Origin of the sequence: Streptomyces sp. NPDC018019, assembly GCF_044327805.1 — a bacterium.
In the GTDB taxonomy this organism is placed as follows: domain Bacteria; phylum Actinomycetota; class Actinomycetes; order Streptomycetales; family Streptomycetaceae; genus Streptomyces.
Genome location: NZ_JBIRGD010000035.1, coordinates 15,175 through 41,278, shown reverse-complemented (window position 1 = coordinate 41,278; position 26,104 = coordinate 15,175). Strand labels below are relative to the sequence as shown.

At 71.4% G+C, this 26,104-nt stretch carries 25 protein-coding genes; 3 read left to right on the top strand and 22 right to left on the bottom strand.

The window, feature by feature from the left end; translation table 11 throughout:
• Window positions 1-405: 405 nt before the first annotated feature.
• Together ACH4FX_RS37385 and ACH4FX_RS37380 are read right to left on the bottom strand one after the other, a co-directional pair.
• Window positions 406-837, bottom strand: coding sequence for a hypothetical protein (locus ACH4FX_RS37385; RefSeq protein ID WP_398485943.1), 432 nt, complete (start codon window positions 835-837; stop codon window positions 406-408).
• A gap of 94 nt (window positions 838-931) precedes the next feature.
• Complete coding sequence (locus tag ACH4FX_RS37380) at window positions 932-1,291, bottom strand: hypothetical protein (RefSeq protein ID WP_398485942.1); 360 nt, start codon at window positions 1,289-1,291, stop codon at window positions 932-934.
• A gap of 295 nt (window positions 1,292-1,586) precedes the next feature.
• On the opposite strand from ACH4FX_RS37380, the gene ACH4FX_RS37375 reads away from it, so the two are divergent.
• Entirely contained in the window at window positions 1,587-2,492 is a 906-nt protein-coding gene (locus tag ACH4FX_RS37375) for a methyltransferase domain-containing protein (RefSeq protein WP_398485941.1), read from the top strand.
• Window positions 2,493-2,606: 114 nt separating this feature from the next.
• On the opposite strand, the gene ACH4FX_RS37370 is transcribed toward ACH4FX_RS37375, so the two are convergent.
• From ACH4FX_RS37370 to ACH4FX_RS37330, 9 genes are all read right to left on the bottom strand, one after another.
• Complete coding sequence (locus ACH4FX_RS37370; RefSeq protein ID WP_398485940.1) at window positions 2,607-2,963, bottom strand: hypothetical protein; 357 nt, start codon at window positions 2,961-2,963, stop codon at window positions 2,607-2,609.
• 964 nt (window positions 2,964-3,927) lie between these two features.
• Window positions 3,928-5,202, bottom strand: coding sequence for a hypothetical protein (locus ACH4FX_RS37365; protein ID WP_398485939.1), 1,275 nt, complete (start codon window positions 5,200-5,202; stop codon window positions 3,928-3,930).
• A gap of 15 nt (window positions 5,203-5,217) precedes the next feature.
• Window positions 5,218-5,829 carry a DUF4913 domain-containing protein gene (locus ACH4FX_RS37360; RefSeq protein WP_398485938.1) on the bottom strand — a complete coding sequence of 204 codons (612 nt, stop codon included), beginning with the start codon at window positions 5,827-5,829 and terminating at the stop codon, window positions 5,218-5,220.
• Window positions 5,819-7,564 (bottom strand): type IV secretory system conjugative DNA transfer family protein, encoded by a 1,746-nt coding sequence (locus ACH4FX_RS37355; RefSeq protein WP_398485937.1) that lies wholly within the window; start codon window positions 7,562-7,564, stop codon window positions 5,819-5,821. Before ACH4FX_RS37355 ends, ACH4FX_RS37360 begins: the two co-directional genes overlap by 11 nt.
• Window positions 7,564-9,108: an ATP-binding protein gene (locus tag ACH4FX_RS37350; protein ID WP_398485936.1), complete on the bottom strand. Its 1,545-nt coding sequence runs from the start codon at window positions 9,106-9,108 to the stop codon at window positions 7,564-7,566. Before ACH4FX_RS37350 ends, ACH4FX_RS37355 begins: the two co-directional genes overlap by 1 nt.
• A gap of 13 nt (window positions 9,109-9,121) precedes the next feature.
• Complete coding sequence (locus ACH4FX_RS37345; RefSeq protein WP_398485935.1) at window positions 9,122-10,570, bottom strand: SCO6880 family protein; 1,449 nt, start codon at window positions 10,568-10,570, stop codon at window positions 9,122-9,124.
• A gap of 1,474 nt (window positions 10,571-12,044) precedes the next feature.
• The gene (locus ACH4FX_RS37340; RefSeq protein ID WP_398485934.1) at window positions 12,045-12,839 is read right to left on the bottom strand and encodes a hypothetical protein; all 795 of its coding nucleotides are present in this window, start codon (window positions 12,837-12,839) and stop codon (window positions 12,045-12,047) included.
• Entirely contained in the window at window positions 12,839-13,117 is a 279-nt protein-coding gene (locus ACH4FX_RS37335) for a hypothetical protein (RefSeq protein WP_398485933.1), read from the bottom strand. The genes ACH4FX_RS37340 and ACH4FX_RS37335 overlap by 1 nt, the downstream gene beginning before the upstream one ends.
• Before the next feature lie 2 nt (window positions 13,118-13,119).
• Window positions 13,120-13,575, bottom strand: coding sequence for a hypothetical protein (locus tag ACH4FX_RS37330; RefSeq protein WP_398485932.1), 456 nt, complete (start codon window positions 13,573-13,575; stop codon window positions 13,120-13,122).
• A gap of 478 nt (window positions 13,576-14,053) precedes the next feature.
• Between ACH4FX_RS37330 and ACH4FX_RS37325 the strand changes: the two genes are divergently transcribed.
• On the top strand, window positions 14,054-15,091 hold the full coding sequence (locus ACH4FX_RS37325; protein WP_398485931.1) for an NlpC/P60 family protein: 1,038 nt from the start codon (window positions 14,054-14,056) through the stop codon (window positions 15,089-15,091).
• 92 nt (window positions 15,092-15,183) lie between these two features.
• On the opposite strand, the gene ACH4FX_RS37320 is transcribed toward ACH4FX_RS37325, so the two are convergent.
• The 3 genes from ACH4FX_RS37320 to mobC are packed head-to-tail and all read right to left on the bottom strand — an operon-like array spanning window position 15,184 to window position 18,484.
• On the bottom strand, window positions 15,184-16,323 hold the full coding sequence (locus tag ACH4FX_RS37320) for a hypothetical protein (RefSeq protein ID WP_398485930.1): 1,140 nt from the start codon (window positions 16,321-16,323) through the stop codon (window positions 15,184-15,186).
• A gap of 14 nt (window positions 16,324-16,337) precedes the next feature.
• Window positions 16,338-18,092: a relaxase/mobilization nuclease domain-containing protein gene (locus ACH4FX_RS37315; protein WP_398485986.1), complete on the bottom strand. Its 1,755-nt coding sequence runs from the start codon at window positions 18,090-18,092 to the stop codon at window positions 16,338-16,340.
• On the bottom strand, window positions 18,092-18,484 hold the full coding sequence (gene mobC, locus ACH4FX_RS37310; protein WP_398485929.1) for a plasmid mobilization relaxosome protein MobC: 393 nt from the start codon (window positions 18,482-18,484) through the stop codon (window positions 18,092-18,094). The genes ACH4FX_RS37315 and mobC overlap by 1 nt, the downstream gene beginning before the upstream one ends.
• Before the next feature lie 283 nt (window positions 18,485-18,767).
• Between mobC and ACH4FX_RS37305 the strand changes: the two genes are divergently transcribed.
• Entirely contained in the window at window positions 18,768-19,115 is a 348-nt protein-coding gene (locus ACH4FX_RS37305; protein ID WP_398485928.1) for a hypothetical protein, read from the top strand.
• A 240-nt stretch (window positions 19,116-19,355) separates the two neighbouring features.
• Here ACH4FX_RS37305 and ACH4FX_RS37300 read toward each other — a convergent pair whose 3' ends face one another.
• The 8 genes from ACH4FX_RS37300 to ACH4FX_RS37265 form a co-directional block, all read right to left on the bottom strand.
• The gene (locus ACH4FX_RS37300; protein WP_398485927.1) at window positions 19,356-19,550 is read right to left on the bottom strand and encodes a hypothetical protein; all 195 of its coding nucleotides are present in this window, start codon (window positions 19,548-19,550) and stop codon (window positions 19,356-19,358) included.
• The gene (locus ACH4FX_RS37295) at window positions 19,547-19,975 is read right to left on the bottom strand and encodes an ATP-binding protein (RefSeq protein ID WP_398485926.1); all 429 of its coding nucleotides are present in this window, start codon (window positions 19,973-19,975) and stop codon (window positions 19,547-19,549) included. The genes ACH4FX_RS37300 and ACH4FX_RS37295 overlap by 4 nt, the downstream gene beginning before the upstream one ends.
• A 113-nt stretch (window positions 19,976-20,088) precedes the next feature.
• On the bottom strand, window positions 20,089-21,309 hold the full coding sequence (locus tag ACH4FX_RS37290) for a helix-turn-helix domain-containing protein (protein WP_398485925.1): 1,221 nt from the start codon (window positions 21,307-21,309) through the stop codon (window positions 20,089-20,091).
• Between the two features lie 125 nt (window positions 21,310-21,434).
• Window positions 21,435-23,087 carry a hypothetical protein gene (locus tag ACH4FX_RS37285; RefSeq protein WP_398485924.1) on the bottom strand — a complete coding sequence of 551 codons (1,653 nt, stop codon included), beginning with the start codon at window positions 23,085-23,087 and terminating at the stop codon, window positions 21,435-21,437.
• A gap of 410 nt (window positions 23,088-23,497) precedes the next feature.
• Entirely contained in the window at window positions 23,498-24,034 is a 537-nt protein-coding gene (locus ACH4FX_RS37280; RefSeq protein ID WP_398485923.1) for a hypothetical protein, read from the bottom strand.
• 173 nt (window positions 24,035-24,207) lie between these two features.
• The gene (locus tag ACH4FX_RS37275) at window positions 24,208-24,795 is read right to left on the bottom strand and encodes a DUF6248 family natural product biosynthesis protein (RefSeq protein ID WP_398485922.1); all 588 of its coding nucleotides are present in this window, start codon (window positions 24,793-24,795) and stop codon (window positions 24,208-24,210) included.
• A gap of 95 nt (window positions 24,796-24,890) precedes the next feature.
• Entirely contained in the window at window positions 24,891-25,121 is a 231-nt protein-coding gene (locus tag ACH4FX_RS37270; protein ID WP_398485921.1) for a hypothetical protein, read from the bottom strand.
• A gap of 152 nt (window positions 25,122-25,273) precedes the next feature.
• Window positions 25,274-25,933, bottom strand: coding sequence for a hypothetical protein (locus ACH4FX_RS37265; RefSeq protein WP_398485920.1), 660 nt, complete (start codon window positions 25,931-25,933; stop codon window positions 25,274-25,276).
• Window positions 25,934-26,104: the final 171 nt, after the last annotated feature.

Below are 26,104 nucleotides of genomic sequence, written 5' to 3'. Positions count from 1 at the left end.
ACCAGGTCGCGTTCTTCGGGGCGCAGACCGCGGGTTCTGCGGGATGCCTGGTTGTGGGCCGCCCGGCATCGAAGGCATCTCCCGCCATAGCTCCACCCAGTCAGACTGCCGCAGGCGTCTGAGGGGGCGGCACATCGCATCGATCTTCTCCCGTTCCGCCTGTCCTGCTTAAACGGTCGACCCCGCCCCATTGTCATGAGTGCGGTCCGGACTGGTCGTAGGAGCTGGTCTCAGCCTAGGTGCGCCGTGCCGGCTGGCGTATGCCTTCGCGCAAGAGGGGGGAACGGGCAGTGAGTTGTGGGCTTTCGGGGCTGCCCAGCGGCACGTGGAGCGTAGTATCGGGGCGTCTGGCGAAGGCCGGGCCGTTGGGAGCCGAGCCCGGCTACCTCGTTGTCGCGAGGTGGATCAGCGGGCTCGGCTTTTTCTTTCGCCGCAAGACGCGGCTGTCCAGCGCTGCCGGAGTAGCTGCCGGGCTGACGGCAGATCCGCCCGCCGGGCCCGGTACGCGGCCATGAGCGCCGCCACCGGCTCGCTCACGAATCCGTCGGCCTCCTCCAGCGCCTCTGGGGGCAGCGGGTCTTCGGGGTCGTACCCGAGCGCGGGGCGCCCGGCCAGGTGTCCGCACAACGCGTTCAGCCGGTCCAGGAGCGCCGCTCGGCGGGCCTGTTCCGCGTCCAGCGCACGCCACCACTCGTATCGGCCGCACGCCGTGTCCGGGCACGGCGGCAGGCTGCGCCGCAGAGCGTCCGCCCGGCTGCTCAGGGCGTTCCACACGGGCACCAGCAGCCGCCGGGCCATGGTGTCGGGCTCGGCGTCGAGGAGCGTTGGCGTGCTCACCGTCATGCGCTCCAGCCTCGCAGCGACCACTGACAACGGCACGCGCCCCGGACGGCAGGTCCACCGTCCGGGGCGCGGTACTGCTCCCTGCGGCTCAGCCGGAGCCGCCGACTATCCCTCCGGCCGTCGTGCCGACGGTGCCGCCCTCCGGGGGCCGGGACGGCACAGGCACCGTGCCGCCCGAGGCGCCGCCGCTCTGGTGCTGGCACTCCATGTCGTACAACTTGCAGCCGTCGGGCGTGGTCGGCTCGACGCTGGGCCGGGGCCACGGCGGGCGGGTCGGCTCGGTGGTGGGGCGGGTGGGCTGCGGCGTCGGCACCTGGCTCGGCCTCGGAGTCGGCGCCGGCGCGCCGTCGCTGCCGCCGAAGACGGCGAGCGCGGCGATCATCGCGCCGATGATGACGAGAACAGCACCGGCGACCAGGGCGACGGTGCGCCCGGAGGGCGGGGGCATTCGCGGGGTCCTTCCGTACGGGAACGTGGCACCGCGGAGGGTGGCGGGCCCGTACGGTTTACGTCGCGCGCCCGAGCCGCCCATGACGGTCGCGGAGGCGCTGATGACGCGGTGAGGCATGGTGGCGATCACGGGCGTGCGCCGAGCACACTGGATCCGCGCCAGGTGGGGAGGACGGCATGGAACACCGTCGGGATGGAAACGGCCAGGTGGGCGGCGATCACTCCAGCCCGGGTGATCCGGGTAACCCGCCGCCGGAGGACGACAGCACCGAAGACGTCGAGGACGAAGAGGAGTGAACGACGCCGTCAGCACGGTGCAGGAGGCCGCCGAGCTGCGCGAGCAGGTCGCAGCGCAGCTCGACCAGCGCGGGTACTTCGAGGGCCAGTCGTGGCTGCGGGACGCCTTCATGGCGGTGCCGCGCGAGCACTTCGTCCCCGATCGCGTGTGGTGGCCGGTGGCGAAGGACGGCCTCTACCCACTGATGGATCGCACCACACGGCCCCGGCAGTGGCTCAAGGCCGTCTACCGGACACAGCAGATGCTGATCACGCAGATCGACGACGGCGCGATACAGCCGGAGGAAGGCCCGGTGACCACGGACGCCTTCACCGATTTCACCAGCTCCATCTCGTGCTCCGCCGTAGTAGTGGAGATGCTGCACCACCTCGACCCGCAGCCGGGCGAGACGGTGCTGGAGATCGGCACCGGCACGGGCTACAACACCGCGCTGCTCGCCCACCGTGTCGGCGCGGGCAACGTGACCTCGATCGAGATCGACCCGCAGATCGCCGAGTGGGCACGGGAGCGGCTGAGCCTGCTGGGCATCGGCGCGCGGCTGGTAGTGGGAGACGGTGAGAAGGGGTACGCCGACAGCGCGCCGTACGACGGCATCCTGTCTACCGCCGCCGTACGCGAGGTCCCCCGGGCCTGGCCTGCACAGGTCCGTGCCGGAGGAGTGATCGTCACGCCGGTCGCCACGCCGTTCAACTGGGACGGGGGCACGTATGACGGCCTGTGCAGGCTGGTGTGTGACGGTGAGGGCAGCGCCGTGGGCCGGATGGTGTCGGGTGTGGCCTTCATGAAGGTGCGCGGCCAGCGTTCGCAACGCCCCTTCGAAGAGCTGGGCTGGCCCGCGTTGGGCGACTATCAGGTGAGCGTGTCGGCGGAGGCCGGGCAGCGGGTGCGCACCGGGCCGTGAAGGCGTTGGGGTGGGCCGTGTCCGGAGAGCCGGACGCTCGCTGGCCAGGACTGCCGAGGTGGAGTTGAGCGATCCCAGCGGGCCCTTGTCCTGCCGGGCTGCGCGGCCTGGCGGTCACCGCTTGCTGAGGCTCACCTTCGGCGGGGCCGCGGCCTTCGGTGCGGCTGCTGGCGCGCGGCCCGGCTTCTTGGCCGCAGTGTCCGGGGCGACCGGGTGCGCCACGCCGGGCCCGACCGCCGAGGCGTGCCCGCTGCCCTGTCCGGTGCCGTACACGGTGCACGGGCGGGACCCGGCCGGCACGAAGTCACCCCCCTTCGAGGAGACAGTGGAACAGCGCGGCGCCCGGCTGCTGTCGTCGGCGCGGGTGGCGACCGCGACGATGCACGTGAGGAACATGGCGACGACGACCAGAGCGTGCAGAACGACAAGCCCGGCGGCAGCGGAACGGGGGTGGTGCGGGGAGCGGGTCATGGTGGCCTTCCTCGGTCAGGTGGCCGCGACGGTGCCACCCCGCACGTCTTGCGTCGCGGCTGCGGGCGCGCCGCCTCGCGCCTCGATCACTATCGGCAACAGGCCCCCTACTCTCTGGCCATGGACACTGTGCGGGCCCGCTTCTCTACGACTCGGCGACCGGCCTGGACACCCTGGCCGACGACCAGCACGGCGACCACCTTCAGGTGTGGCCGGCCCTCAGCCCGGACGGCCAGCGCCTGCTCCAGTCCGAGAGCACCACCCCGCAGACGGCACTGGAGGCGGTATGGGCCGGACAGGTGGACGGCCTGCCGGACGGGCAATGGGTCGTCGTGCAGATCACCGGCCACCGCAGCCGGACAGCCGCCGTGGACGGCCCCGAAGAGGCGGAGCAGGTGTGCGCCGTCTGCGAGCCGTATAGCACTTCACCTGTCCCCCTGGCCGTAGGTGCTGCACCTGGCGCACCACGGCGGCGCGGACGCACAACGACGCGGGCCCGGTTCCCCCTCGCCGAAGGGGACCGCCGGAGCCCACGGGTTATCTGGCCAGAATGACCACCCGCTCCGACTGCCAGCATGCCAATGCCGTTTGCCCAACTTTCCAGCCCGGCAATGCGATTGGGCCGGACCCAGTGCCGGTGAGCCCTTCGCGTGCCTAGAATCGCGGTGTTCTAACGGTTGCCTCGCAAGGGCAGTCCTGGCCGAGCCCGGCCGCCTCGTTGCACCGGGGTAAATCACCGGGCTCGGCTTTCCGTCTCTGTCCGGTGTCCGCCGCACAGCGACGCGCTCTCCGCAGCCTCTCCGCAGCTGCGGCCCTCAGCCTGGCACTGCTCGTCTGTGGTCACGGGCCTTCATGTCCCCCACCGCCTCGCTGCCACCGGATTCCCAGCTCGGTCAGCGCCCCCACCGTACGCCCCGCCGCACACCCGGGCAGCCGCTTCCGCACACGGCGGAGAGGGTGGTCATCAGGACCAGCCCCACATGGTCTGGTCATCGGTGTCGTGCTTGTACGGGGCGCTGTAGTCGATGCCGGGCCGGTCCGGGTAGGACGGCCGGAGCATGCGGCTGTGTGGGTAGGACTCGGGGGTGCGGCCCAGGATCGTGTTGATCTGCTCCTCGACCTCGTCGGGGACAACGCCCTTGACCAACATTGAGGTGGGGATCGCCTCGACGCCGACCGTGCCGTCGTCGAGCGGGTCCATCTCCAGGTCGACGTCAAGGACGACGTCGAGACCCGCTTCCCGGGCGAGGGTGTAGGCGCTGCGCACGGTCGGCCACGTCATGCCCTCCCAGGGCACGGTGATGGTGAGCCCCTCGTCGCCGTGCTCGCGCTCGATGCGCAGCCAGTCGATGGGGTCCCATATGCGGCCCAGGGCGAGGCTCGGGGATTCGGAGGCGACCATGTGCCCGTCGAACTCGGTGCGCATCCACTCGCGCACCGGGGAGTTGGGGCCGAACTTGTAGCGGGTGTGGGTGGACGGGTGCCCGCACACCGACAGGTTGGGCACGGACCCGGCGGTGAGCTGCATGTCCTCCATCACCGCGTCGTGCAGCTCGCGGTGCTCGGCCGGCCACCGCTCCCAGTAGGCGCTCTCCCGCTCCTCCTCGGCGGCGTCCTGGACTGCGGCGTCAGCGGTGCAGGGGGCGCAGCCGGTGACGTGGCGGAGCTGCTCGCGGGAGGCGTTGGCCTGGGCGCCGTTGGCGGGGTTGGTGACGATGCCGACGCGGTCGCCCTTGACCCACACGACCTTCGCCGGGAAGGGGTCGGCGGGCGGGGTCTGGACCATGTCGCCGACCTGGAAGTGGCCGTCCTGCTCCCACGCGGGCACGGGCGGCTGCGCTGGTGGCGGGTGCTGGCACGAGGGGCAACCGATGGACTTGACCGCGTCAGCAGCGGGGGCGCCGGCCGCTTCGGCGACCGCTCGCCAGCACAACGGCAGGCCGGTTTCATCGAGCGTGCGCCCACTGGGGAAGTCCTCGCTCGGGCCGTGGAACACGGCGACGAAGGGTTCGACGCCGGGCAGGACGATTCGAAGCGGCTCGACTTGGAGGCCGTACAGGTCCGCGGGCGGGATGGAGGCGAGGTTCTCCCACACCAGGCAGTCCAACACCTGCGCCACGGTCTGGCACTCGTGATCGTGCCCCTCGCACAGGTTCCAGGTGCTGCCGTCGGGACGCAGTACGTCCAGGCGGTCGGTGATGGTCAGGGTGAAAGTGTCAGAAGTGTCGTGAGCGGACATGGCAGGGCCTCCTTCTCAATCTTCGCCGTGAGTCCAGGCGCTGGGCACGAGACTGGGCAAGCGGTGCTCGATCTTGTGCTCGCCCTTGGTGCAGCCGCCGAACGGCCCGGTGGACGCACGCAGCTCCCGGAGCGCGGGGTCCATGTGGTCCCGGTGCCACACCGAGGGCCCGGTGTAGCCGCAGGACGCCGGGTCGGTCAGCTCCTGCCAGGCCAGCCACGCGGCATGCAACCGGGCGACGGCGACGGGGTGCTCGAACCACAGATGGCACCAGCGGGCGTCGGCCGACGGCTCGGCGAGGTAGCCGGGCACGAGCACACCCTCGACCCACTCGATCAGGGCACGCAGCTCGTCGTCGTACGCCGGGGGGTCGAGCAGCAGGATGAACGGCGGGTACTGCCACGCCTCTTCGTCCGTGTCTCCCTCCGCGGCGGCCTGGTCGCCAGCGGCCGTCTCGTTGTCCGAGGCCTCGCCCGGCTCGGCGTCGCCGCCCTCGGCAAGGGCCCTGAGCTGCTCGGCAAGGGCCGCGACCTGGGAGGTCAGGGCCGCGTTCCGGGCCTTGAGGTCTTCGATGTCCTCGAACATACCCACCGGCACGGACAGTTTCGGGTCCGGCTCATCGGCCATCGCGGGCCGCCTTGCGCTCCTCGTACGCCGCCACGGCCCGCTTGGTGATCGCGTGCTCCTCGGCCTTCAGCTGCGGGCCGACGTAGGCCAGCGCCTTCTCCGCGTACCAGGGCCGCAGCCGGACCTGCGCGACAGGCATCCCGGTGGCCAGCAGCAGTGCTGTCCCCTTCCGCATCGCCCGGACGTCGGCGGGGTCCATGACCTGCTCGCGCTGCTCGGAGACGCTGCGGCTGTAGCCGTCCTTGCTCTTGGAGTACGAGCCGCGGCCGACGAAATGCGCACCGACCATGGTGGAGACGTCACCGGCGAAGCGCGCGTCGTCGATGCCGACGCCGATCAGCTTCTTGGTGGCGGCCGACCACATCGCATCCATGCCGACCTCGCCCCACGCCTTCACGCCCTGGCGGTAGGACTGGAGGATCACGAACGGCGTGATGCCGCGGCTGCCGAGATGGCTGTAGAGGTCGGGCAGGTCCGCAATCTTGCAGATGTTCGCGGCCTCGTCCAGGACCGCGCGCATCGGCTCGGGCAGGCGGCCGCCCGCGCGTTCGCCCGCCTCGGCGCCGGCGGTGAACACCGCATCGGCCAGAGCGGCCACGACCGCGCTCGCCGGGCCGCCCTTCTTCGACAGCAGGTAGAGGGTGTCTTTGCTGGTCGCGAAGTGTTCGGGGTCGAAGCGCGGGTGATATCTGTCCGGCGTCACCCAGGCGAGCACCTTCTCGTCGCGCAGCGCGCTGACGGCGGTGCGGGCGTTCTGGTAGATCCCGGACTGCGTCTCCTCCGCGATGTTGATGGAGGATTCGACCTGCTCGGCGAGTACCGGCTCGTGCTCGTACAGGACCCGCAGCGGGGCCTTCTCTTTGGGGTCGGCCAGCCACCGCATGACGTCGCGGACGCTGCCGCCCTCCCACCATGCGGCGCGGAACAGGCCGACCAGGAGGTCGCCCGCGGCCTGGGACCAGAATGGGTCGGCCTGCTCGCTGGTGATCTGCGTGACGAAGTGCGAGGCGAGGCGTTCGGCGCCTTCCAGTGTCTCCGCCTGGGCGATCATGTCCCACCACATCTGCCGCTCGGCCTGGGCCACGCCCTGGGTGTCGAGAATCCAGGCCTGCCCGGTCCGTGAGCGGCTCGCGAGGGTCGCGGCGTACACGTCCGCCTTGTTCGACGTCATCAGCAGCGCCGCCGGCGCCTCCTCCGCCACCGGAATGGCCAGCGACGTGCTCTTGCCCGCGCGGGGCGCCATGATGGCGACGTAGGTGTCCTCGTCGCTTCCGCGCAGCTCCACGCCAGACGGCAGGTGGTCGCCGAGGAGCACGCCCCGGTCGCGGGCCGGGACCTCGACGGGCTTGGTGTTCTTCAAGGAGGCCCGCAGGCGGGTGGCGGTACGGGCCGCCTGCTTGGGCGTCAGCTCCCGCACCTGGTACAGCGTCGCCAGGTCGGAGGGGTTGCGGAACCACCGGAAGCACAGCCGCAGGCCCCACACCACCAGGGCGATGACGAGGATGTCGAGCAGTCCGGCGCCGATGACGGACGCGGTCGGGGAGTGCGCCCACACCGCCGGCCACCGGGTGGCCATCTGGAACAGGCCCGCCGGGGACAGCGGGACGGGCGCCGGGTCCTCGCCGGTCACCAGTGCACCGGCGGCCGCCCCGGCCCAGGTGGAGACGGACAGCGTCACCGCGCCCCCGAGCAGGATGCCTCCGGCCGCCCACGCCCTATCGTTGTCGGTCATCATCAGCGCGTGTCCCCCTCGTCCACGGTGTTGTTGTCGGTCCGGTACAGCCGGGCCTCGGTGGCCGTCAGCTCCATTGCCGCGGCGATCCCGGGCCTGGTTCCGATCTTGATGAGGTATTTGCCGCGGCCGGGGTGGACCTGGTCGCCGCCGGTGTCCAGCCCGGTGCTGGTCGCCGAGGACCATGACTGGATCATCATGCGTTCCTGCTCGGTCAGGGCCCGCTTGCCGGTGACGCGCACCAGTTCCTCGGCGGTGGACGCACCCAGCACCCAGGTGTCGCACCGGTCCATCAGGCCGCGCGCTTTGGCCCGGTCCTCTTCGGTGGGCAGGGACTCGCTGTCCAGCAGCGAGTGCGTCACATAGATCGTCACATCGTCGGTGGTGCGGTTGAGTCGGCTGATGCTGTCCATCGCGTCGACCAGGCCGGGGCCTGAGCGCAGGGCGCGCCACATCTCGTCCATGGGCAGCACGAGCTTGCGGTTCATCAGGCCGATGCTGCGGGCGCTGTCGACGCTGGAGTACGCATACGCCCACGTCGCGATCATCCCGGCGGAGATGACGTCGTTGCCGCGGGCCCGCAGGCCGGAGATGTCCACGGACACCGCCGGGGCGTGCAGGTCCAGCGGGGTGGTGGTGGGCCCGTCGAACAGGCCCTTGAGCGGGCCGCCGACCAGGTTGTCCAGCCCGGCGATCACCGAGCGGGTCAGGTCCCGGTAGGTGTCGTCGTCGGCGGCGAGCTTGTCGCGGACCTCCTGCGGTGCCTGCCGCAGGACCGTGATGACGTCGGGGATGATCGGGTCGTGGCCCGGGGTGGCGTCCGAGGCGAGCTGCACGGCGGCGGTCAGCGCACTGCGCTCGATCTCGTTGGGCGCCCGGCCCAGCCCGTTCTTGGTGGCCAGCAGGGCGCCGAGCGTCTCCAGGCGGCGGCCGTTGAGCACGTCCAGGAGCCCGGCGCGCTCCCGGGCCGAAAGCGCGTCCAGGTGCCCCTTGAGCGGGCCGCTGTCCAGGGGGTTCAGGCGGCCGATGCCGTCGCCGATGCGCACCACCGAGCCGCCGAGTTCAGAGACGAGCTGGCTGTACTCGCCCTTGACGTCGCCGGGCACGACCATCATGTAGCCGTAGGCGGCATAGACCAGGCAGATCCGCTTGACCAGGGCGCTTTTGCCCGCGCCGGGCTGCGACATCACCCACACGCCCGGGTTGGTGGTCAGCTTCCCGGTCCAGCCGGACGGGTCGATGCACACCAGCTCGCCGGTGAGCACGTCGCGGCCAGCGGGCACGCCGCGCGGCGGCAGCCCGGCCCCGAGCAGGAACGGGTACAGGGCGCCGACTTGGGTGGAGGGGCCGGTGTAGACGGTGCCGGTGTCCTCGACCGGGACGCGCCCGCTGAACCGGCCGCCCCAGCCGAGGCGGCCGGCGAAGCGCCGCTTGGCCTGGCGTTCGGCGCGGGCTTCGGCCCGCCGCTGCGCCGCGGTGGTCTGCGGCGCGTCGCCGGGTGTGGTCATCCGCCGCGGCGTGCTGACCTTCTGCTGCGGTTTGGCCATGGGGTTGCGTCCTTTACTTCACCAGCGGGCTGTAGCCCAGCGGCAGGCCGGCGGCGAACACGGCGGCCTGCGCGCCGTACGCGGGACGCATCCGAATGCCCCTCGTTGCTTTGATCGCGCGTTGTACCTCCTGGCGGGCCGCGGGCAGGTCCGCGGTGCTGCGGGCGGTGGTGGTGACCATCAGCGTCCAGTCCACGACCTGTGCACCGGAGGCGGCCTGCGCGGCGGCCTTGTCCGCCCGCTGGTAGTCGGCCTTCTGGCTCCACTTGGCCCGGCCCTTGACCTGGGCGGTGGTCAGGGCCCGCTGTTCGGCGTTGCTGATCTCGCGTTCCAGGACCGCCTCGCCCTCGTGCGGGTCGAGCACCCGGTAGGCGAGAGTGATGCGGCGCTGGAACTTGCCCGGGGCCAGCAGCGGCAGCAGGACGGAGTAGGGGATGGGGCGGCGCGGCATCTCCCGCAGCACCCACGAGACGGACACACCGCCGTCGTGCGCGTACTCCTCCCAGCCGTCATCGGCGGCCTGCGGGCCGCACTCGCTCCACGCCAGATCCTCGAACGCCTCATCCCTGGAGTGGAAGGCGTCGGGGTCGTAGGCGGAGCGCACCAGGCGGCGCACATCGACGTCGGTGGTGCGCCGGAAGATGTCGGTGCCGGTGCCGGACAGATCCAGCGAGTCGACCACCCGCAGGGCCTCGGCGACCTGCTCGTGCAGGTCGCTCGGCGGGGTGGCACAGGCGTTGGGGTCGACGATGACGCTCATCCACGGCGCCACCGAGGCGGTGGCGCGCGGCGTGGTGCGTACCAGCTCGTCGATGGTGTCCTTGGCCAGCTGCGGGGCGTCCGCGCGGCGGCGGCGTTTGACGTCGTCGCCCAGGGCCTCCCCGGCGCCGGGGGTGATCTGGATGGTGACGCTGGCGCCCTTGATCTGCTCGTCGGTCGACATCGCGTCCAGCACACTGCTCCAGCTGCGGATGTTGCCGCCCACCGCGCCCGTAGGGGCCATCAGGCTGCCGCCGGGGGCGAGCAGGGTGGAGACCGTCATGTAACCGGTGGAGCGGTCGTGCACCACGCCGACGGATCGGCCGCTGGTCGGGTCGTACGCCTTGACCAGGGTGGAGGAGGCGCCCACGCCGGGCAGGTCCAGGGCGTAGGGCTGCGGCAGCAGTACCCGCCGGTAGGCGGTCGCCTCGGCGCGGGTCGCCCGTTTCCAGGCGAAGCGAGCCCAGTAATAGGCCAGGGCGGACATGCCGTGGCGGCGGGCGGCGGCCAGCCCGATCACCGCGAGCGTCAGCGGGATCGTCACCGCGAGCGTCAGCGGCTCCCTGGTGCCGATCATGCCGTCGGCGGCCAGCACCACGGCCGCCAACATCGTCCCGCCCTTGGACAGATTGCCGACGCCGAACGAGCGCCGGGTGCGGAACCCCTCGACCCGCAGCGCCTCGGGGACCTCATGGGTTGTCACGTGTTCCCCCCGCCCATTTCGTTGGCTCCCTTCTGGAGGGCGTCGTTGACGCCGTCCAGGACTTGCAGGGACAGGCCCGCCGGCCCGGCCGCGGCGCCCGCGGAGCCCGCCACACCGGCCGTACCGGCCGCGCCCGTCGCCCCGGTGGCACCGGCAGAACCGGCGGCTCCCACGCCCGTGTCGAGTCCGGCACGGGTCTGGGCCGCCGCGGCATCGTTGCGGGCGGCCTGGGCCATCGCATCGCCGCCGGCGCCGGTCTTGCTGTCCTTGCCGTCCCGCTGCCTGCCCATGCTCTGCTCGACGTAACGGGCGTGCTCGACGGCGCTGGTCGGCGCGGCATCGCCACCGCTGTCCTGCGAGCCGCCCTTGTCCCGGCTGCCGACCTTTTCACCGATGTAGGCGGCAGCGCCGCCCAGAGCGCCCCCCACACCGCCGCTGGCCAGACCGGCGCCCATCTCCTCGCTGATCGGCGCGAACAGTTTTGCCAGCGGCGCGGGGGCGAGCACGGCCAGCACCAAGGTGGCCAGCCCCCGCAGCCATTCGGCGAACGTCTTGGATTGCCCGAATTCGCTGAAACCGGCACAGATGATGACGGCCAGGATCGGCTTGTAGGTGATCACCACGAGGATGGAGTTGATGAGCCGCGGCGCCCACTTGCGGGTGGACTCGCCTCCCGTGCGACCTCCGCCCGCGATGGGCAGCAGCAGGCACTGGATTGGGATGGCCGACTGCCGCAGGAAGATCAGCACCAGCTGGAGGAAGCCGACCAGCAGCAGCACGAAGACGACCCCAGCCAGCGTTATCGGGTTGGCGATCCCCGCGGGCAGCATCACGGCCACGATCCGCTCCAGGGCACCGTCCTCGGCGAACACTCTGTCCACGATGCCCGTGGTCATCGCGTCGCCCGCGCTGAGCAGCGTCGCCACGATGGTCAGGCCGATGCTGGCCAGCAGCGTGTGCTGTACCCAGCCCAGCATGGCCTGGCCGATGTACTTCGACTGGCCGGTCACCGCCATCTTGCCGATCTGCCACATCAGGCCGAACGCCGCGATCACCAAGCCCAGCCACACGAGCATCCCCGCGAGGGTGGCGTCCTGACCGAAAAGCCCGGTGTCTTCCAGATGGAGACTGGGCCCCATCAGCGCCACCGTGAGCGTCTTCTTCAGCACCCACTTGGCCACATCCACCCCGGACTTGATCATGTCGCCGATGACGGAGTCCCACACCGCCTTCCAGGCTTCCTTTATCTTCTCCTCGCCCTTGTCGCCGATCTTTTCGCAGATGTCTTCCCCGGCGATGCCGTCGACGATGGCGCCGATGACCGGCCCGGTGGTCAGCTCGCAGGCCGCATCGATGCCGTAGCTGATGATGCCGCGATCCGGTTTCGGCTCATCCGCCGCCGCCGGCGGGGCCGTGATCCCGCCGACGACGGCCACCAGGACCAGCAGCAGCGCCGCCAGCCTCCGCCGCACGCTCACGACGCTTCCCGGATCGCGGTCCAGCCCGCCCGGTTGAAGGCGGCGTCCCCAGGAGCGGCCATCGCCGGGCGCGGAGCGGAGGCCGCCTGCCGGGCGGCGCGCAGCACCGCCGCCGAGCTGATCTTCCAGTCGCCGTTCTGCCACGCGGCCGCGGCCAGGGTGCGGGTGTAGGAGCCGCGCTCCTTGTCCGTCTCCCCCGCCTTCATCGTCACGCGGGTCAGCAGCCATGCGCTGACCTCCCCCCTGTCCTCCTTGATGACCTTGAAGCCGACCACGTGGTTGCGGGCGTAGGCGCCGCTGGGCAACGGCCCGTTGGCGGGCAGGCCCAACTGGCGCCGGATGGAGGCGTCCGCCTGCGTTGCCTTCTGCTTGACCTTCTGTTCGTTCGCGGCGCTCTTGTCGGCGTCGGCCACGTAGGTGGTGTAGATGCCCAGCTGCTCATCGACGGTGCTCGTGGCGCCCTCGACGGTGGTCTCGTTGGCGGCGGCGAGCATCGACAGTGCGCCGGTGGTGGTCTGCGGGAAGCCGGTCGCCCGGTGGTTTTCGGCACGGGAGCCGTGCACCAGCGCCGCCCACCGCGCAGGCTCGGTCCAGTCGTCCGGCGGGGCGTAAGTCGGGGCCGGGCTGGCGGGCGGTGCCGACGCGCTGGTGCGGCCCTGGCCGGTCGGCTCGGTCGGTCCGTCGTCGCCCCCGCTGACGACGGCGTACAGGGCCAGACCGGCGACCACGGCGGCCATGGCGCCGGCGCCCCACATCATGCCCCGGTTCAGCCGGGTACGGTTCCAGGCCATCAGCCCGCGATCCCGTTGATGATGGTGATCAGGGACCCGGCCACGACGATGGCGCCGATGCCGCCGCCCATCCACTTGAACGGCTCGCTGCCTCCGCCGTTGCGGGACTTGTCGGTGACCGCCAGCTTGTACAGGCCGAAGCCGACCGCGCCCGCGCCCGCCAGGATCACGAGCCACAGGCCGTAGCCGAACAGCTTCGACACGGTCTCGCCCAGGCCGGGAATCTGGGTCGGCTTGGCCTCGGGGATGATGCCAGCGAGCATGATCAGTTCGTTCACGGTCACTTCCCTTCGATTCGCTCGCGCAGCTTCACCGCTGCGGCGCACACGTCCTTGAACTCCATGGCCTCTTCCGGCCCCTCCGCCGTGCGCAGGCCCGGCAGGTACGGCAGGTGGGCGGTCCCGGCCAGCCGGGCCTGCAACGCCCGGAAGCGGAAGCGGGCCGCCGGCGCGGGGCGCACCGGGGCATCGGCGACCAGCACGAGCCAAGGCCGCGCCAGGCTCCATCCCTGGAGCATCCGCTCGACGCACACGGCGCCGTACACGGTGGTCTCGGCGAGCAGGACCGGCCGCGCCCCCCAGGGGACGGGCTCTCCGGTCTGCAACACCCGGGCCACGGCTCCCGTGCCGTCCGGGTCCAACATGCGCGCGACGGTCGCCACCGCGATGCCGTAGCCGTGGACCGGGATGAGTGCGTACCGCAGCCCGCTCGCGGGGCCGGTTCCGGCCGTGGACATCGGCGTATTAGTGATCACTTCGCAACTCCCCCCGATGCTGCGCTGTTGATTCTGTCTCAGTCTTGGGTTTATGTGACCACTGAGGCTAGCGTGATTTGTTCACCGAGGGTGAGAACAATTTTTCTGGTCCCGGAGGTCGGTTTCCGCATGTCCTGCCCTGACGGCCCGCACCACCGAATTCCCGCAGGTGCCAGCCTCTCCACGGCCGCACCGCTATATATCCCCCACCCCGGGAATGGCAACGCTTTCACCGCATCGAGTGCACCTTTGGCACTTCCGTTTCCTCCATCGCATGGGCGACTTTTGGCAATGCGCCATCACCCGCCCTGGCCCCCGACAGAAAGCACCTGACGGACGAGGACCGTACAACAGATGATCTGCGGGCCGGGGGAGGGCACCGCAGCCGACCCGCACACCGGCGTTCCGCGGCACGCCACAGTGCAGCAATACCGAAGGACAAATAGGGGGGCACGGGGGGATGAAAGCGGTCAAGGGGTGTGCGCTGGCCGTGCTGGCGCTGGTCCTGGGACTCCTCATGCTGGTGGTGAGCGTGGTCGCGGACAACGACGCCCAGGCGGCACCCGACACCGGCGGCGGCGGACTGCGCGGCGTACCGGAGGAGTTCCGCCGATGGATCTTGCAGGCGGACCGTGAATGCGACGCCCCGGAGCTGACCCCCGCCCTCCTGGCCGCACAGCTCAAGCAGGAGTCGGGCTTTCGCACCGGAAACGTCCGCAGCCCGGTCGGCGCCCAAGGGCCCGCCCAGTTCATGCCTGGCACCTGGGCTACCTGGGGACGCGACGCCGACGGCAACGGACGCTCCGACCCCACCGACACCGGCGACGCCGTCGTCGCCCAGGGCCGCATGATGTGCTCCCTGATCAAACAGGCCAAAGCCTCCGGCATTACCGGCGATCCCCGCGCCCTCGCCCTGGCCGGGTACAACGCCGGCTGGGGAGCGGTCACCCAGCACCACGGCATCCCGCCCTACCGCGAGACGCGCGACTACGTCCGCCTGATCATGACGTCCATGAAGCAGTTCGAAGGCCTCGACACCACCCTGCAAATCCGCGGCAGCGGCGCCGGCCCCGACGCCCTGCGCAAGGCCTCGGGCCGCCTCGGCACCCCCTACTCCTACGGCGGCGGCGGCCCCGCCGGGCCCTCGACCGGCTTCTGCGACGACGGCAACGGCTACCTCGGCGGACGCTGCGCCGCCGCGACCACCGTGGGCTTCGACTGCTCCTCGCTGGTGCAGTACGCCTACTGGGAGTACCGCAAACTGCCGCGCACCGCAGCCGCCCAGTACAACGCCACCTCCGATCGCCCGGTGGCCCGCGCCGACCTCAAACCCGGCGACCTGCTGTTCTGGCGCAAGCGCGGCAAGATCTACCACGTGGCGCTCTACGCGGGCGACGGCAAGGTTCTCCAGGCCCCGCGCACCGGCCGCAACATCGAGGTCGCGCCGATGACCACGGCCATGCCCGCCTCCGACTACGCCGGGGCCACCCGGCCCTGAACGGGAACACAGCGGGCGCGACCTGCACCCATCAGCGGTGCTGGTCGCGCCCGCCGCCTCAACGGTTGCGCGAAAGAAGGGTCACCAACGGCCTACCGGGTCTTGCCGCTCTTCGGGGCAGGCCCCGCCTCCCGGTGCGCGGCCACCGCCGGCTCGGCAGGCGCCGCTCCCTTGGCCGTCGGCGTTTTAGTAGGGCCCATGCTCGGCGACTGGGCTCGCGCCGCGGCGGCATCCACCCGGGCCCGCGATGCTGCCGCCGGAGCACCCAGCGGCCTGCGCAACGTCTCCAGCGTGGCCTGCACCAGCCGACTTCCCAGCTGCGGGCGCGGCCCTTCCTCCCAGGAGGTGTCCATCTCCAGGCGGGCCAAGTGCTGCGTCAGCGGCTTGCCCTGGCTCTCCATCTGCACCATCCGCGCGACCAGCAGCGGCCACTGCTTCGAGGCGACCACCAGGTCCGCCTCCCGCTCGCGCCCGGGCAGTGCTTCCCGCAGCAGCCGCGCGCACCGCTGATGCTCCGAAGGGGAGATGGCCAGCTGCCGAAAAGCCCGCTGGCGGTGGGCCAGATCCAGGTCCTTGGGAGTGTCCAGCCCGGTCGTCAGCGGACCGTACGACAATTTCGCGTCCCGGCTGGTGACCGGTGCCGTCCCCGTCGCGAGCACCTTGGCCACCGCGCGGTCGACGCCCACGCCCTCCTCGTGGGCGGAGGCGAGGATCTGCCGCACATCGACGCCCCTGGCGTCCAGCTGCGCCATTGTCGCCGCCATGTCCGGCCACGCCGGGGAGGACAGGATCGCCTCGCGCACCGGCCCCGCCGGCAGCGTCTCGCGCAGCGCCTTCGCCCACTGCTCCGTGCCCTCGCGGGCCACCCGCTCGGTGTTCGCCGCCACCGCGTCCCGTACGGTCACCGCCACCTCGCCGACCCGCGGCAGCAGGGCTCCCACGTCCACGCCCGCCCGGCGCAGAGCCATCAGCTGCTGCGCGAACTGCGGCCAGTCCCCGCTGCCCAGCAAGGCCGCGGAAATGTCCGGCGGCAGCAGTTTCTTCACCCCCCTGGAGGCCTCGGCCACAGCCTCCTCGGCGGGCGGCAGGTCCTCCTCCACCCCGGCCATCCGCTGCTGGTGACGCCGCACCGCATCCGCGATGGCCATGATCAGACGCATCGCCATGATGGAGGTCTGCACCGCCTCGGCCGCGGCCTCGGCGAAGGGCTCTCGCTCCTCCGATGTCGCCATTCCCTCTCCCCTCGTCACCGGGCCCGCTTCGGGCCCTTACGCTGCTCGCCGCCCGGCGGCCGCCGCGTCGCCGCGGGCGCCCCCGTCGTCCGGGCCGCGCCGCCGCGACCACTGCCTCCCGCGGCCGTTGCGCTCTTGCCGGAGGCGGCCGCCGCACCACGCTGGCGCTGCCACCCGTCCAGCCGCCATGTAAGCACCTCTGCGACCGAGGCCGCTGAGGACATTTCGCGCCGGGCGGCCACCGCCGCCAAAACCTCCACCGGGTCCTCGCCCGCCCGTTCGACCGCCGCCAGGCGTGCGCGCAGCGCGGGCCACGCGGCATCCGCAAACACCGCCTGTGCGTGCTCGGGAAGGGACTGCTGGACCACACCCGCCATCGGCCGGTCACCAGCTGCGTGGGGCGCCTGCCGGGCTCCTGCGGACCGCACGGCCGCGCGCCTGGGACGTGACCGATGCTCCCGCGCCGCGCTGGCTCCAGCGGTCACCTCGACCGCCTCGCGCAGCAGCCGACCAGCCCGTCCGGAGGCCTGCGCCTGCGCCCGGTGCTCCTGCGCCTGGTGCCAGCGCTGGGACGCTTCGATCGCCGTTACCAGCGCCAGCAGGAAGCCCAGGGCGGCGACCGTGTCGCTGCGGCCGACCGCGGCCGCCGACTGCGAGATCAGCCGTGCCGATTCCCGGTACAGGCCGCGGGCCTGCCCCTCCAGGGCACGGTCACCAGGGACGCGGGACGCGCGCTCGAATTCGTAGGCAGCCTGGCGCATCTGCTCGCGCACCAGGCGCGGGGAGGACACCGCGGCGACCACGATCAGGTCGCCGAGCGCAGCGACATCCCCGGCGCCCTCGTGCAGCCCGCCGGCGCCGAGCTGGTCGGCGGCCGCACGCACCCGTCGCTCGGCCTCGCGCCACATCTCGGCGGCCGCCACCGCCGGGACGGACGCCGGGTGCTGCCACCGCTCCCGTACCCGGGGCAGCGACAAGTCCGGTGCGAGTCGGGCCCCCGGAAACCACACCGGCGTCTGGCCGCTGTCGCGGTCGCCGGGCAGCGCGACCGAGTAGCCCGTGATGTTCCCGTCCGGGGCGATCCGCTGTTTCACGCGCACGCCGGACGCACTCAGCCGGGCGAAAAAGTCGGCGTCGCCCGTGGCGGCCGCGGCCGCCTCGCGCACCGTGCGCTGAAGCGTCTCGCGGACCGGCTCCGCAAGGCCGCGCCGCGCCGCCTTCTCTTGCTCACCCGTCTTCGCCCACTTGCGGGCGGTCTTGTCGCCGTGCGTCAGACGACGCAGCCCGAACTCGGTCTCGAAGCGGCGCGCGGCCGCGTGCATCTTCACGATGTCCTGCCGCAGGTTCGGCTGTCGGCCATCCTGCCGCGCCTTGGTCGCCACGATATGAATGTGGTCGTCCGCGTGCCGGATCGCCACCCACCGGCAGCCCTGATCGTCACCGTGCTTCGCGATGCCGGCGGCGTGCATCATCTCGCGTGCGACCTTGCCCCACTCCTCGTCCGTCAGGACTGAGTCCTCGGGGGCGTTGCGCACTGCCACGTGGTACACGTGTCGGGGCGGCTTCTTCCCCAGCAAGGCGTATACCGGCGCATCCAGCATCAGCGCCAAGTCGGCAATCGTCATGTCCGGCGACCGCGCCGGATCGTCCACGTACGGATCCCACGCGGCCACCATGCGCGGATCCTCGTGCTCGTCCCGCTTGCCCGGACCGTACAGATACTTCAACAGCCCCGCCGTGTCGGTGCCCTCGCGCGCCTTCTTCGGCATCACGACCGCGGCCGCCGCTCACGCATCACCTGACGGGTCGCCTCGTCGATCCGCCCGATGGCCTTCCGCACGCCATCCAGTACCGCTGCGAGCTGGGCGGCGGTCACCGTGCCGTCGGCGTTCAAAGCCTTCGCGACCTGGTTCATGTTGTTGCCGATCCGTGCCGCCTGGCGGCGGGCCTCGATCAGTTCGGCGACGACATCGCGAGCGTCGGTGGAAACCGGCACGACCTTCTCGGCAGCCACATCAAGAGCGGCGCTGCCGACCCAGGAGGCCAACGCCTGGTTGTCGCGGTCAGCGGCCTCTTTGACGATCGACAGTTCGGCATCGCTGTAGGACACGAGGAAGCGATTGGTGCGACGGCCGCCGGCCTCGCGCTCGCGGCGGCGCACGGGGGCCGCCCGCCGTCGGCCGTCCGCTGCTGGTGGCTGCGTCACGACAGTCCCCTCCCCCACCCCGGTCCGTGCCCGGACCCAAGATCGATGGCTGCCCACACTAGTGGCCCGCAGCCGAAGATCCTGGTTACTGATATCAGTAACCACTAACTCGCTTCCGGAGGCTACTGCCGCCGGAAGGGTGCCCGCAGTGCCTGGACTAACGGCAAAAACCCCTGGGAGATGCGGCATTGATGCATTCACCTGCCTGCCACAGAGGGGTGCCCGGTACGATCACCGCATGGCGGATGTTCAAGAGATCAGACGGCAGATGCAAGCGATCCAAGCAGCGCGCGAGGAGGCCTTCGGCCCCCTGCTGAACCTCCTGGAGCAACGGGATCACCTCAAGCAGCAGCTGGCCGCTCTCGACGAGCCGTATGCCCAGGCCTTCGTCGCAGCGGAAGCCGCGGGCTGGGCCAAGGAGGACCTGCTGGCCCTCGGCGCCGAGGAACCCGCGAAGCGCCCGAAGGGACGCCCCCGCGCGCGAGGCACAGCAACGAAGAAGAAGGCAACTGGAACGACAGCCCAGGTGCCCACGCAGAATGCAGCGGGCGACGCCGCAACGCCCACCGAAAACGCGTCCGCCTGAGACCGAGAGCGCAGAGAAAAGGGCCCCGTGGCACGGGGTCCTTCGCGTTGCTCGGATGCCCCTTCCCAGCCGGTGCAATGCCCCGGCCGGGGGCTTCGGCGCCTTCCGGCCTCCGCACGCAACGGTGCTCCGGAACCTCTCACGGGTGAGGCTCCGGAGCACCGCCTCCGTCCGCTGCCCGCGTCGGGGGTGCACAGGCAGCGGGGCTTTGCGTGCGGGGGCTGCCCGCTCACGCCGGTGTCATAGTTCGCCTGCTGCGATCATCTCGGCGCGGGTGCGCCGTACGGTCAGCCGCTTCGAGTCCTGCGCCGGCCACTCCTCCCGGCCGGGGGCACGCAGCCAGTACTCACCGCCGCGGATGTCGGTGACGATCGCGCGGACCTGGCCCTCCATCACCTCGTCACCGACCTCCGGCAACACGTCAGCCGTCGTCATCCCGACACCCTCACTTCCGCCCATACGCGCTTGCCCCATGGCCGCCTGCCGGGCCCCAAAAGGTCGCAGCCCCACTGGTCGGACAGCTCGTGGACCAGGAAGAGTCCTCGCCCATCGTCAGCGTCCGCGGTCAGGGTGCGCAGCTGCGGGAGCTGCCGGGGCGACCGGTCGACCACAGCGACGCGGAACCGGTCCGTCGCCGGGCGGTCAATGACGATGCGCACCGACCGTCCGCAGGCGTGCCGGACCGCGTTGGTTACCAGTTCCGACAGCAGCAGGGCCGCTATCTCCGCATCGTCGTCCAGGCCCCAGGTGCACAGCGCGACGTGCGCCAGGCGGCGGGCCTCCTTCGCGGTCTTCGGTGTGCGCTCCCGCGTGACCGTGTAGCCGGGGCACCCCGTGCTGCGGGGTCTTACTGCGGTCATGACAGACATCGCCGGACCTCGGTTGGGGATGGGTCGCCCACGACCGTAAGGCCCGAAGAGGGAAGCGACAGGTACAACTTGTACCCCCTTGTTTCGGGGTACAAGTTGTACCCCTAGCTGGCCACGCCGAGTTGACGCGCCAGGCCGCGCGCTTCCTCGCGGATGAGGGGGCTGCCCCGCTCGGCCAGCTCCGCGGCCGTGTCCCGGGCGAAGAGGTTGAAGCGCGCGGTCTCCGCCGATGCCTCGTATGCCTTGGTCAGCAGGTGCACGACCGCGAAGGCCTCGCCTTCCAGGCTGTAGGCGCGCGCGGTTTCCACGAGGTGGAAGCTGCGGCGGGTGGCCGAGGGCATGGTGCCCAGGTCGATGTGCGTGGCCACATCGACAGCTTCCCCCGCCCGCACGAGGTCGTTGGCCATGGTGATCGCGTACGCGTCGACCATGCCGCGGCCGAACAGCAGCCACGGATGGACGTAGGCGTCGCCGAGGCGGCGGGCCGCCGCATCGGCCTTGCTCCAATACCGCTCGGCGCTGCCCTTCTGGCCGATCTTGGCGTACGACAGGGCGGCCGCGAGATGCAGCAACCCGGTGAGCGCGATGTCCTCGGCGCCCCGGTCCGGGTCGAGCAGTTTGATTGCCCGCATGGCGAGGTCGACCCGGGCCTCATGCTGGTCGCCTGAATCGCGATACACGTGGTTGAGGTACCAGGCGCTGGCCGCGATGGCGCGTGGGCTGTCGGCGTTCTGTGCGGCTGCCATCGCCCGGTCGCCGGTGAGCATCACCAGCTCCGGCACGGGCTGGAACGAAAGATAGAGCTGGGCGAGGTGGTAGACCTGCGCCAGGTGCACCTGGACGCGGCGGCGCTCGGTGCCCTCGTGGGTGCGGGCGGCGTAGGTCACGTCGGCCAGGAGGGCGGGAAGGACGTCGGCGACGCGGGTGCGGTGGTCGCCGAGACCGTGCCAGGCCTGCCAGGTCTGCTGCACCTGCATCGCCAGCGCTGTCGCCGGCGCGGGCTCCTCGTCGCGGAGTAGCACATTGCAGTCGGTGAGCGCGTTCTTCACCGTCGTCAGCGCCGGGTGGGCTGCCTGGCTGTAGGTGGTGATCGCCATCCGGTCGTCCCCGGTGAGCACCGCGAGGTCGTCCACGCCGAGTGCCTGCGCCAGGCGCAGCAGAAGCGGCGGCCGCGGCTGATGGAGGCGGTCACTCTCGATGGCCTTGACCCATTCCGTACTGCGGCCGACCAGTCCGGCCAGCACCGGCCGCGACAGTCCCCTGCGCTCGCGTTCTCGGCGGACCCGCGTGCCGAATGTCTGTGGGTCCGTTGCGTCGTGCGTCATGATGAACTCTCCGTTCTGACGTCGCACTTGGGACGGTACCGGGTGCCCGTGCAGCCGGGACACGCTTCGGCCCGCCTCTCCTGGGGGAGGCGGGCCGTTGGCGTGTGCGGGGTGGTGCTGTTCGCCTACGCCGCCTGGGGTGTCAGGTCGTCATCGGCGAAGAGCATCGCCTGTTCGATCACCGGGGTGCGGCTGGTGTTGATGCCGTACAGCTCGTGCACGTACGCCCGCACCTTCGCCTCCCAGCTCCGGTCGCCGGTGATCCGCCCGAAGACGGCGGCCGCGACCATGGGGCAGACCGCGTCCGCTGCCTGCTGGGCGACGTTGCGCACGCCGCGGCCGCGGCCGACGTGCGTCCACGGGTAGTCGGCGGGGAAGCCGACCAGGCGGCCGATGTCGGCCTGCGTGATGCGCTCGCCGGTCTCGGCGTCGGCCCACCCGTACGCGGTCGCGGTGACGCAGGTGGACGGGAGATCGGCACTGCGGCTGCCGCCGCCCTTGGCCCGGCCGGTGGCGGGGTCGACGGGCCGGTGACCGCGCGTCAGGTAGGTGCGGCCGGTGGGCCAGCCGACGACCTGGGCGAAGGTCGGGGCGGGGATCGGCTCGGCCGGGACGACGTCGACGAACGGCGTCGCGGTGCCGCGGTAGGCGGACAGGAACCGGCGCTTGCGGTGCGAGGCGCCGTAGTCGACTGCGTCCAGCGTCCAGGCCTCCGTGGTGTGCCATCCGGCCTGGGATAGCTCGGCGAACAGCGCCTCCTCGATTTGCCGGGGCAGCGCGCTGGACTGCTCGACCATGACGCACTCCAGCAGGCTGCCGGGCCGGGCGAGCATTCCGAGCGGCCAGATGATGACCTCCGCCATGAGTCCGGCGCGCGGGTCCTCCAGCTGTGCGAGCGGCGCGCGGACATCCTCCCAGGTGTCGCCGGAGCGGGGCGCGTAGCCGGTGGGCGAGTGCTCCCAGGGCGCGAATCCGGCGGCCGCGCCTGCCTCCCAGATGACGCGGCAGATGATGTCGATGGCGGCGGTGTAGCGGCCCTTGCCCAGTCCGCTCGGGGTGAAGGCCTGGCACGGCGGGGTGAGCGCGATGATGCTGACGAACTGGAGGGCGGGGGATTCCGGGTCCAGGGCGGTGACGTCGGCGTGGATGACGCGGAATCCGGCGGCGGTGGCGGTGGCGACGGCGCCGCCGTCCAGGTCGATGCCGATGATGTCGACGTCCGCGCCGAGGACGTCGCGCAGTCCCAGGGAGAGACCGCCGGGGCCGTGGAAGAGCACGACCATGCGCTTGCGGAGGATGCGGCCGAAGGTGTCGCGCGCGGGGGCCCACAGCCACTCGATGGGGAACGGGTTCGCGTACCACTCCAGGAGGCGGCGGGTCTCCGCGTCCAGGGCGGCGATCCGCTCAGCGGTGACCGGGCCCTGGTCCTCGAACCGCCCCAGCGCGAGGGCGGCGCGCTCCCCGCGGGCTTCGCGGGCCAGCTCCTCGACGCGCTCGTGGTAGCCCTCGACCACGGCGTACGCGCATTCCGTGACGCGTTCGATGGCGTCGTCTGCCCACTCCTCAGCTTCGGGATCGCCGGGGTGCTCGTCGGCCAGCTCGATGAGCTGTTCGGCGGCCTGCTGGCACTCGGCGAGCGCGGGGTGGCCGGCGGCCGCGGCGAGGGCGGCCGCGTCCTGGGCTTCCTGGTCGGCGGCGTCGGCGGCGAAGTCCGTGCCGGGGTAGAGCATGCTCAGCGCCCCGTCGGCGGGCGCGCCGGAGGCATGGGTGTTGCCCATGATCTGCGTCCTTGGTGTCGTTGAGGTTTTTCGGTGTGGGCCCGGGGCCCGGCGCCGGAAGGGGATTCCCGCCCCCTTCCGACATGGACCATACTCTCAAGTTTTGGGGTTCAGGTCAACTCTCGACACGTCAGAAACCGCAGGTCAAAGGCTTTTTTGCAGAGAATTCCGGTGCGCTGATCACCCCCCGGAACGTCCTTCGCAGAACGCCACACGGCGGCCCCGCTGGAGGGCCCCGGTCCGTGAACTCACCTAGAGGCGAGATCGAGATCCGGGAAGACCGGCGACCGGGCCGCCTTGGCCACCGCCCCTACCGCGGGGCGCCACCGTTGAGCCTTGCGGCCTGGGTGACGATCCGCTTCCAGGTGCCCACGGACTGGCCGTGGCACTCGGCCAGGGCGGCAGCCACCTCACCGGCTTTCCGGCCGGGCATCGCGGCCAGCGCCTCGGCGGCCAGCCGGACGCGCGTCGCGCGGGTCGGGCGTCTGCGCCGCGCGAGTCCGTGGGGCGCGTCTGGTGCCGAACCCGCTGACGGGGTTATCGACCCACGTCCAGAGCTGGGCCCGGGTGCGGTACTCGCGGGTGCGGGTGGGCAGCTTTTCAACGCGGACCGGGTCGGGCCACTCCGGTGGGGGGTTCTTGGTGTACTGGGTGATGCGGGCGGGATCGACGCCGAGCACGCGGGCCTGCCCCGCCGGGGGGAGTTGCTCATCCGGGTCGCCGCTGCGGTCGACGCCGGACAGATCGCGGCGCCGCTCACGGTACTGCTTGAGCCACGTATCCCACGCCTCCAGGTCCCAGTGCATGACGCCGTCGATCGTGCGGGGCTCGGGGTGGCCATTGGCCCGCCGGTCGTGCCACAGCCTCTTCAAGGTCATCGCGCTGTAGCCGCTGTGCTCGATCAGCTCCTCGCGGTGCGCCCACTGGCGGCCGTCGACGGTCTTCACGGGTGTGCTCCTGGTGGTATCGGTCGTAGGTACGATGGTGACTGGTTCGGTTATGGGTCTGTTGAGGGCCCTCGGTGGCCGGACCGACGGCCCGGCGGGATTCCCACGCTTTTTGCGCCCCGCCGGGCCGCTCGCCGTCCGGCGCCGAGCGGCCCCGGGCTCGCGGGCCGCCGTCAAAACAGGGTGTACTGCGCCTCGTCGACAGGCTGGCAGCCCCGCGTACGGCTTCCTCGGCGCGAGGAGCCGGGCTCCGGCCGGCGGCCGGAGCCCGGCTCCTCCGGTCCGGCCTCACCCTCGACCGGCCCGGCGGGCTCGACGGTGACCGAGCCGTCCTTGGGGCAGGGGCACCGGCACCACCACACGCACGGCGCGTCGTCGGGCCGAACGATGAACTTGGCAACGCACTGCCCCCGGGTGTTGTGCACCCACGCGACGTTGTCGTCCACGTACGGGCTGCCCTCCTGCCGGTGGACGCACAGCTCGCACCGGCCACTGAGGCAGTTCCAGCACGTGCCGCGCTCGCACACCGACCAGCGCCAGAAACCGAACGGATACTTCTTGTCGATCTCGGTGAAGAACACGGGCCACACCTGCTCGCGCACCCACGCGCCCTCGTCCTCGCCCATGGGCGACGGGTTGGGCACGGGATCGATGATGCCCATGATCAAGCCCCCCTGAAGGTTCAGGGCGGAAGTGTTTCGTACCATCGCGCGCTCCTGCGGTGTCAGCGTGCGCTGCGGGCGGCGGATGACGTGGTTCATGCTGCGGTCCTTCGGCGGTTGAGGGGTTCGGTGGGGTGTACGGCCCCGGCGGGGAAGCGGGATTCCCGCCCCACTCCCCCGCCGGCCGCGGCCGGTCAGCTCCGGGCGCGTTCGATGATCGCCCGCAGGCTGATGGACTTCTTGAACTGGTGGCCCATCTCGGTCTCGGCCTGGGCGTACTCGGCGAACAGCTCGGGGTTGAGCTGGGCGGAACGGACCAAGTCGTCAGTGTGGGCGAGCGGGCAGGCGCGGCAGCTCAGGCGCCGCATGCCCTGGTCGTAGGCCTCGTGGTGCGCGATGCCGTTCTTCCGGTGGGTCTCCCACACCTGATCGGTGGTGAGCCGGTGGACCGGGAGCGAGGCTTCCTCGTCATGGTCGTCTCCTGGTTGAGGGTGCTCGGTGTGCTCGGGCCGGGCCCGGCGGAAGGAGCGGGATTCCCGCCCTGCCCCTCCGCCGGACGTCCGGCCGGTGGTGCTGGTCAGCGCTGCGCAGCGAGCCAGTCGGCGATGAACGCGGCGGCCTCCAAGGAGTCCGCGACGCAGTCGACCGGGTCGGTGCCGTTCCCGGAGCCGTAGAGCCGGTCACCGGCGGGTTCGCCGTTCTCGTCGTGCAGGAACATCACCCATCCGGTGTGGGCTGCCGGGGCGTGCTCGATGGACGGGCGGCGGTCAGCGATCAGCAGGTGCGGGCGGGCGTAGACCTCCGGCGCGGGGGTGGCCCGGTCCAGCGGGATCGCCCAGCTCGGGCTCATGCCGTCGGTGTGCACGGTGATGCCCTGCTCTGCCAGGGCGGCGCGCAGCATGGCGCCCGCCGTGAACAGCGCGTTCTGCCGGTCCGTCCGGATCTGCCGCCACGGCCACAGGCCACCGATCCGGTAGCGCCCCTCGGTGTCGGGGGTGACCGTCTCGCTGTCCTCCTCGCCGCGGTAGCGCTCGTCCCAGGCGAAGATCAGGTTGGGGCCGTCCCATGCGGCGGTCAGACCGCATCCGGCGTCTTCCACGTTCAGGTCGAGCGCGATCTGCTCGGCGGTGACGCGGGTGACGCTGATCGGCTCGTAGGGCTCCCAGGAAGCGGGAACGGGGGTGGCGACGTACGGGCCGTGTGCGCTGCCGTCCACGGTGTACAGCTGGATGTTCATGACTGCCTTCCTGCGTTGAGGTGTTCGGTGTGGTGCTCGGCCCCGGCCGGGGAGCGGGATTCCCGCCCTGCTCCCCGGCCGGCGGCGGCCGGTCAGTCACCGGTCCGGTCGTCCCGGACGTAGGTGTGGAAGTCGACGCTGACCGGGAACTTGGGTGTTGGGGTGCGGGCC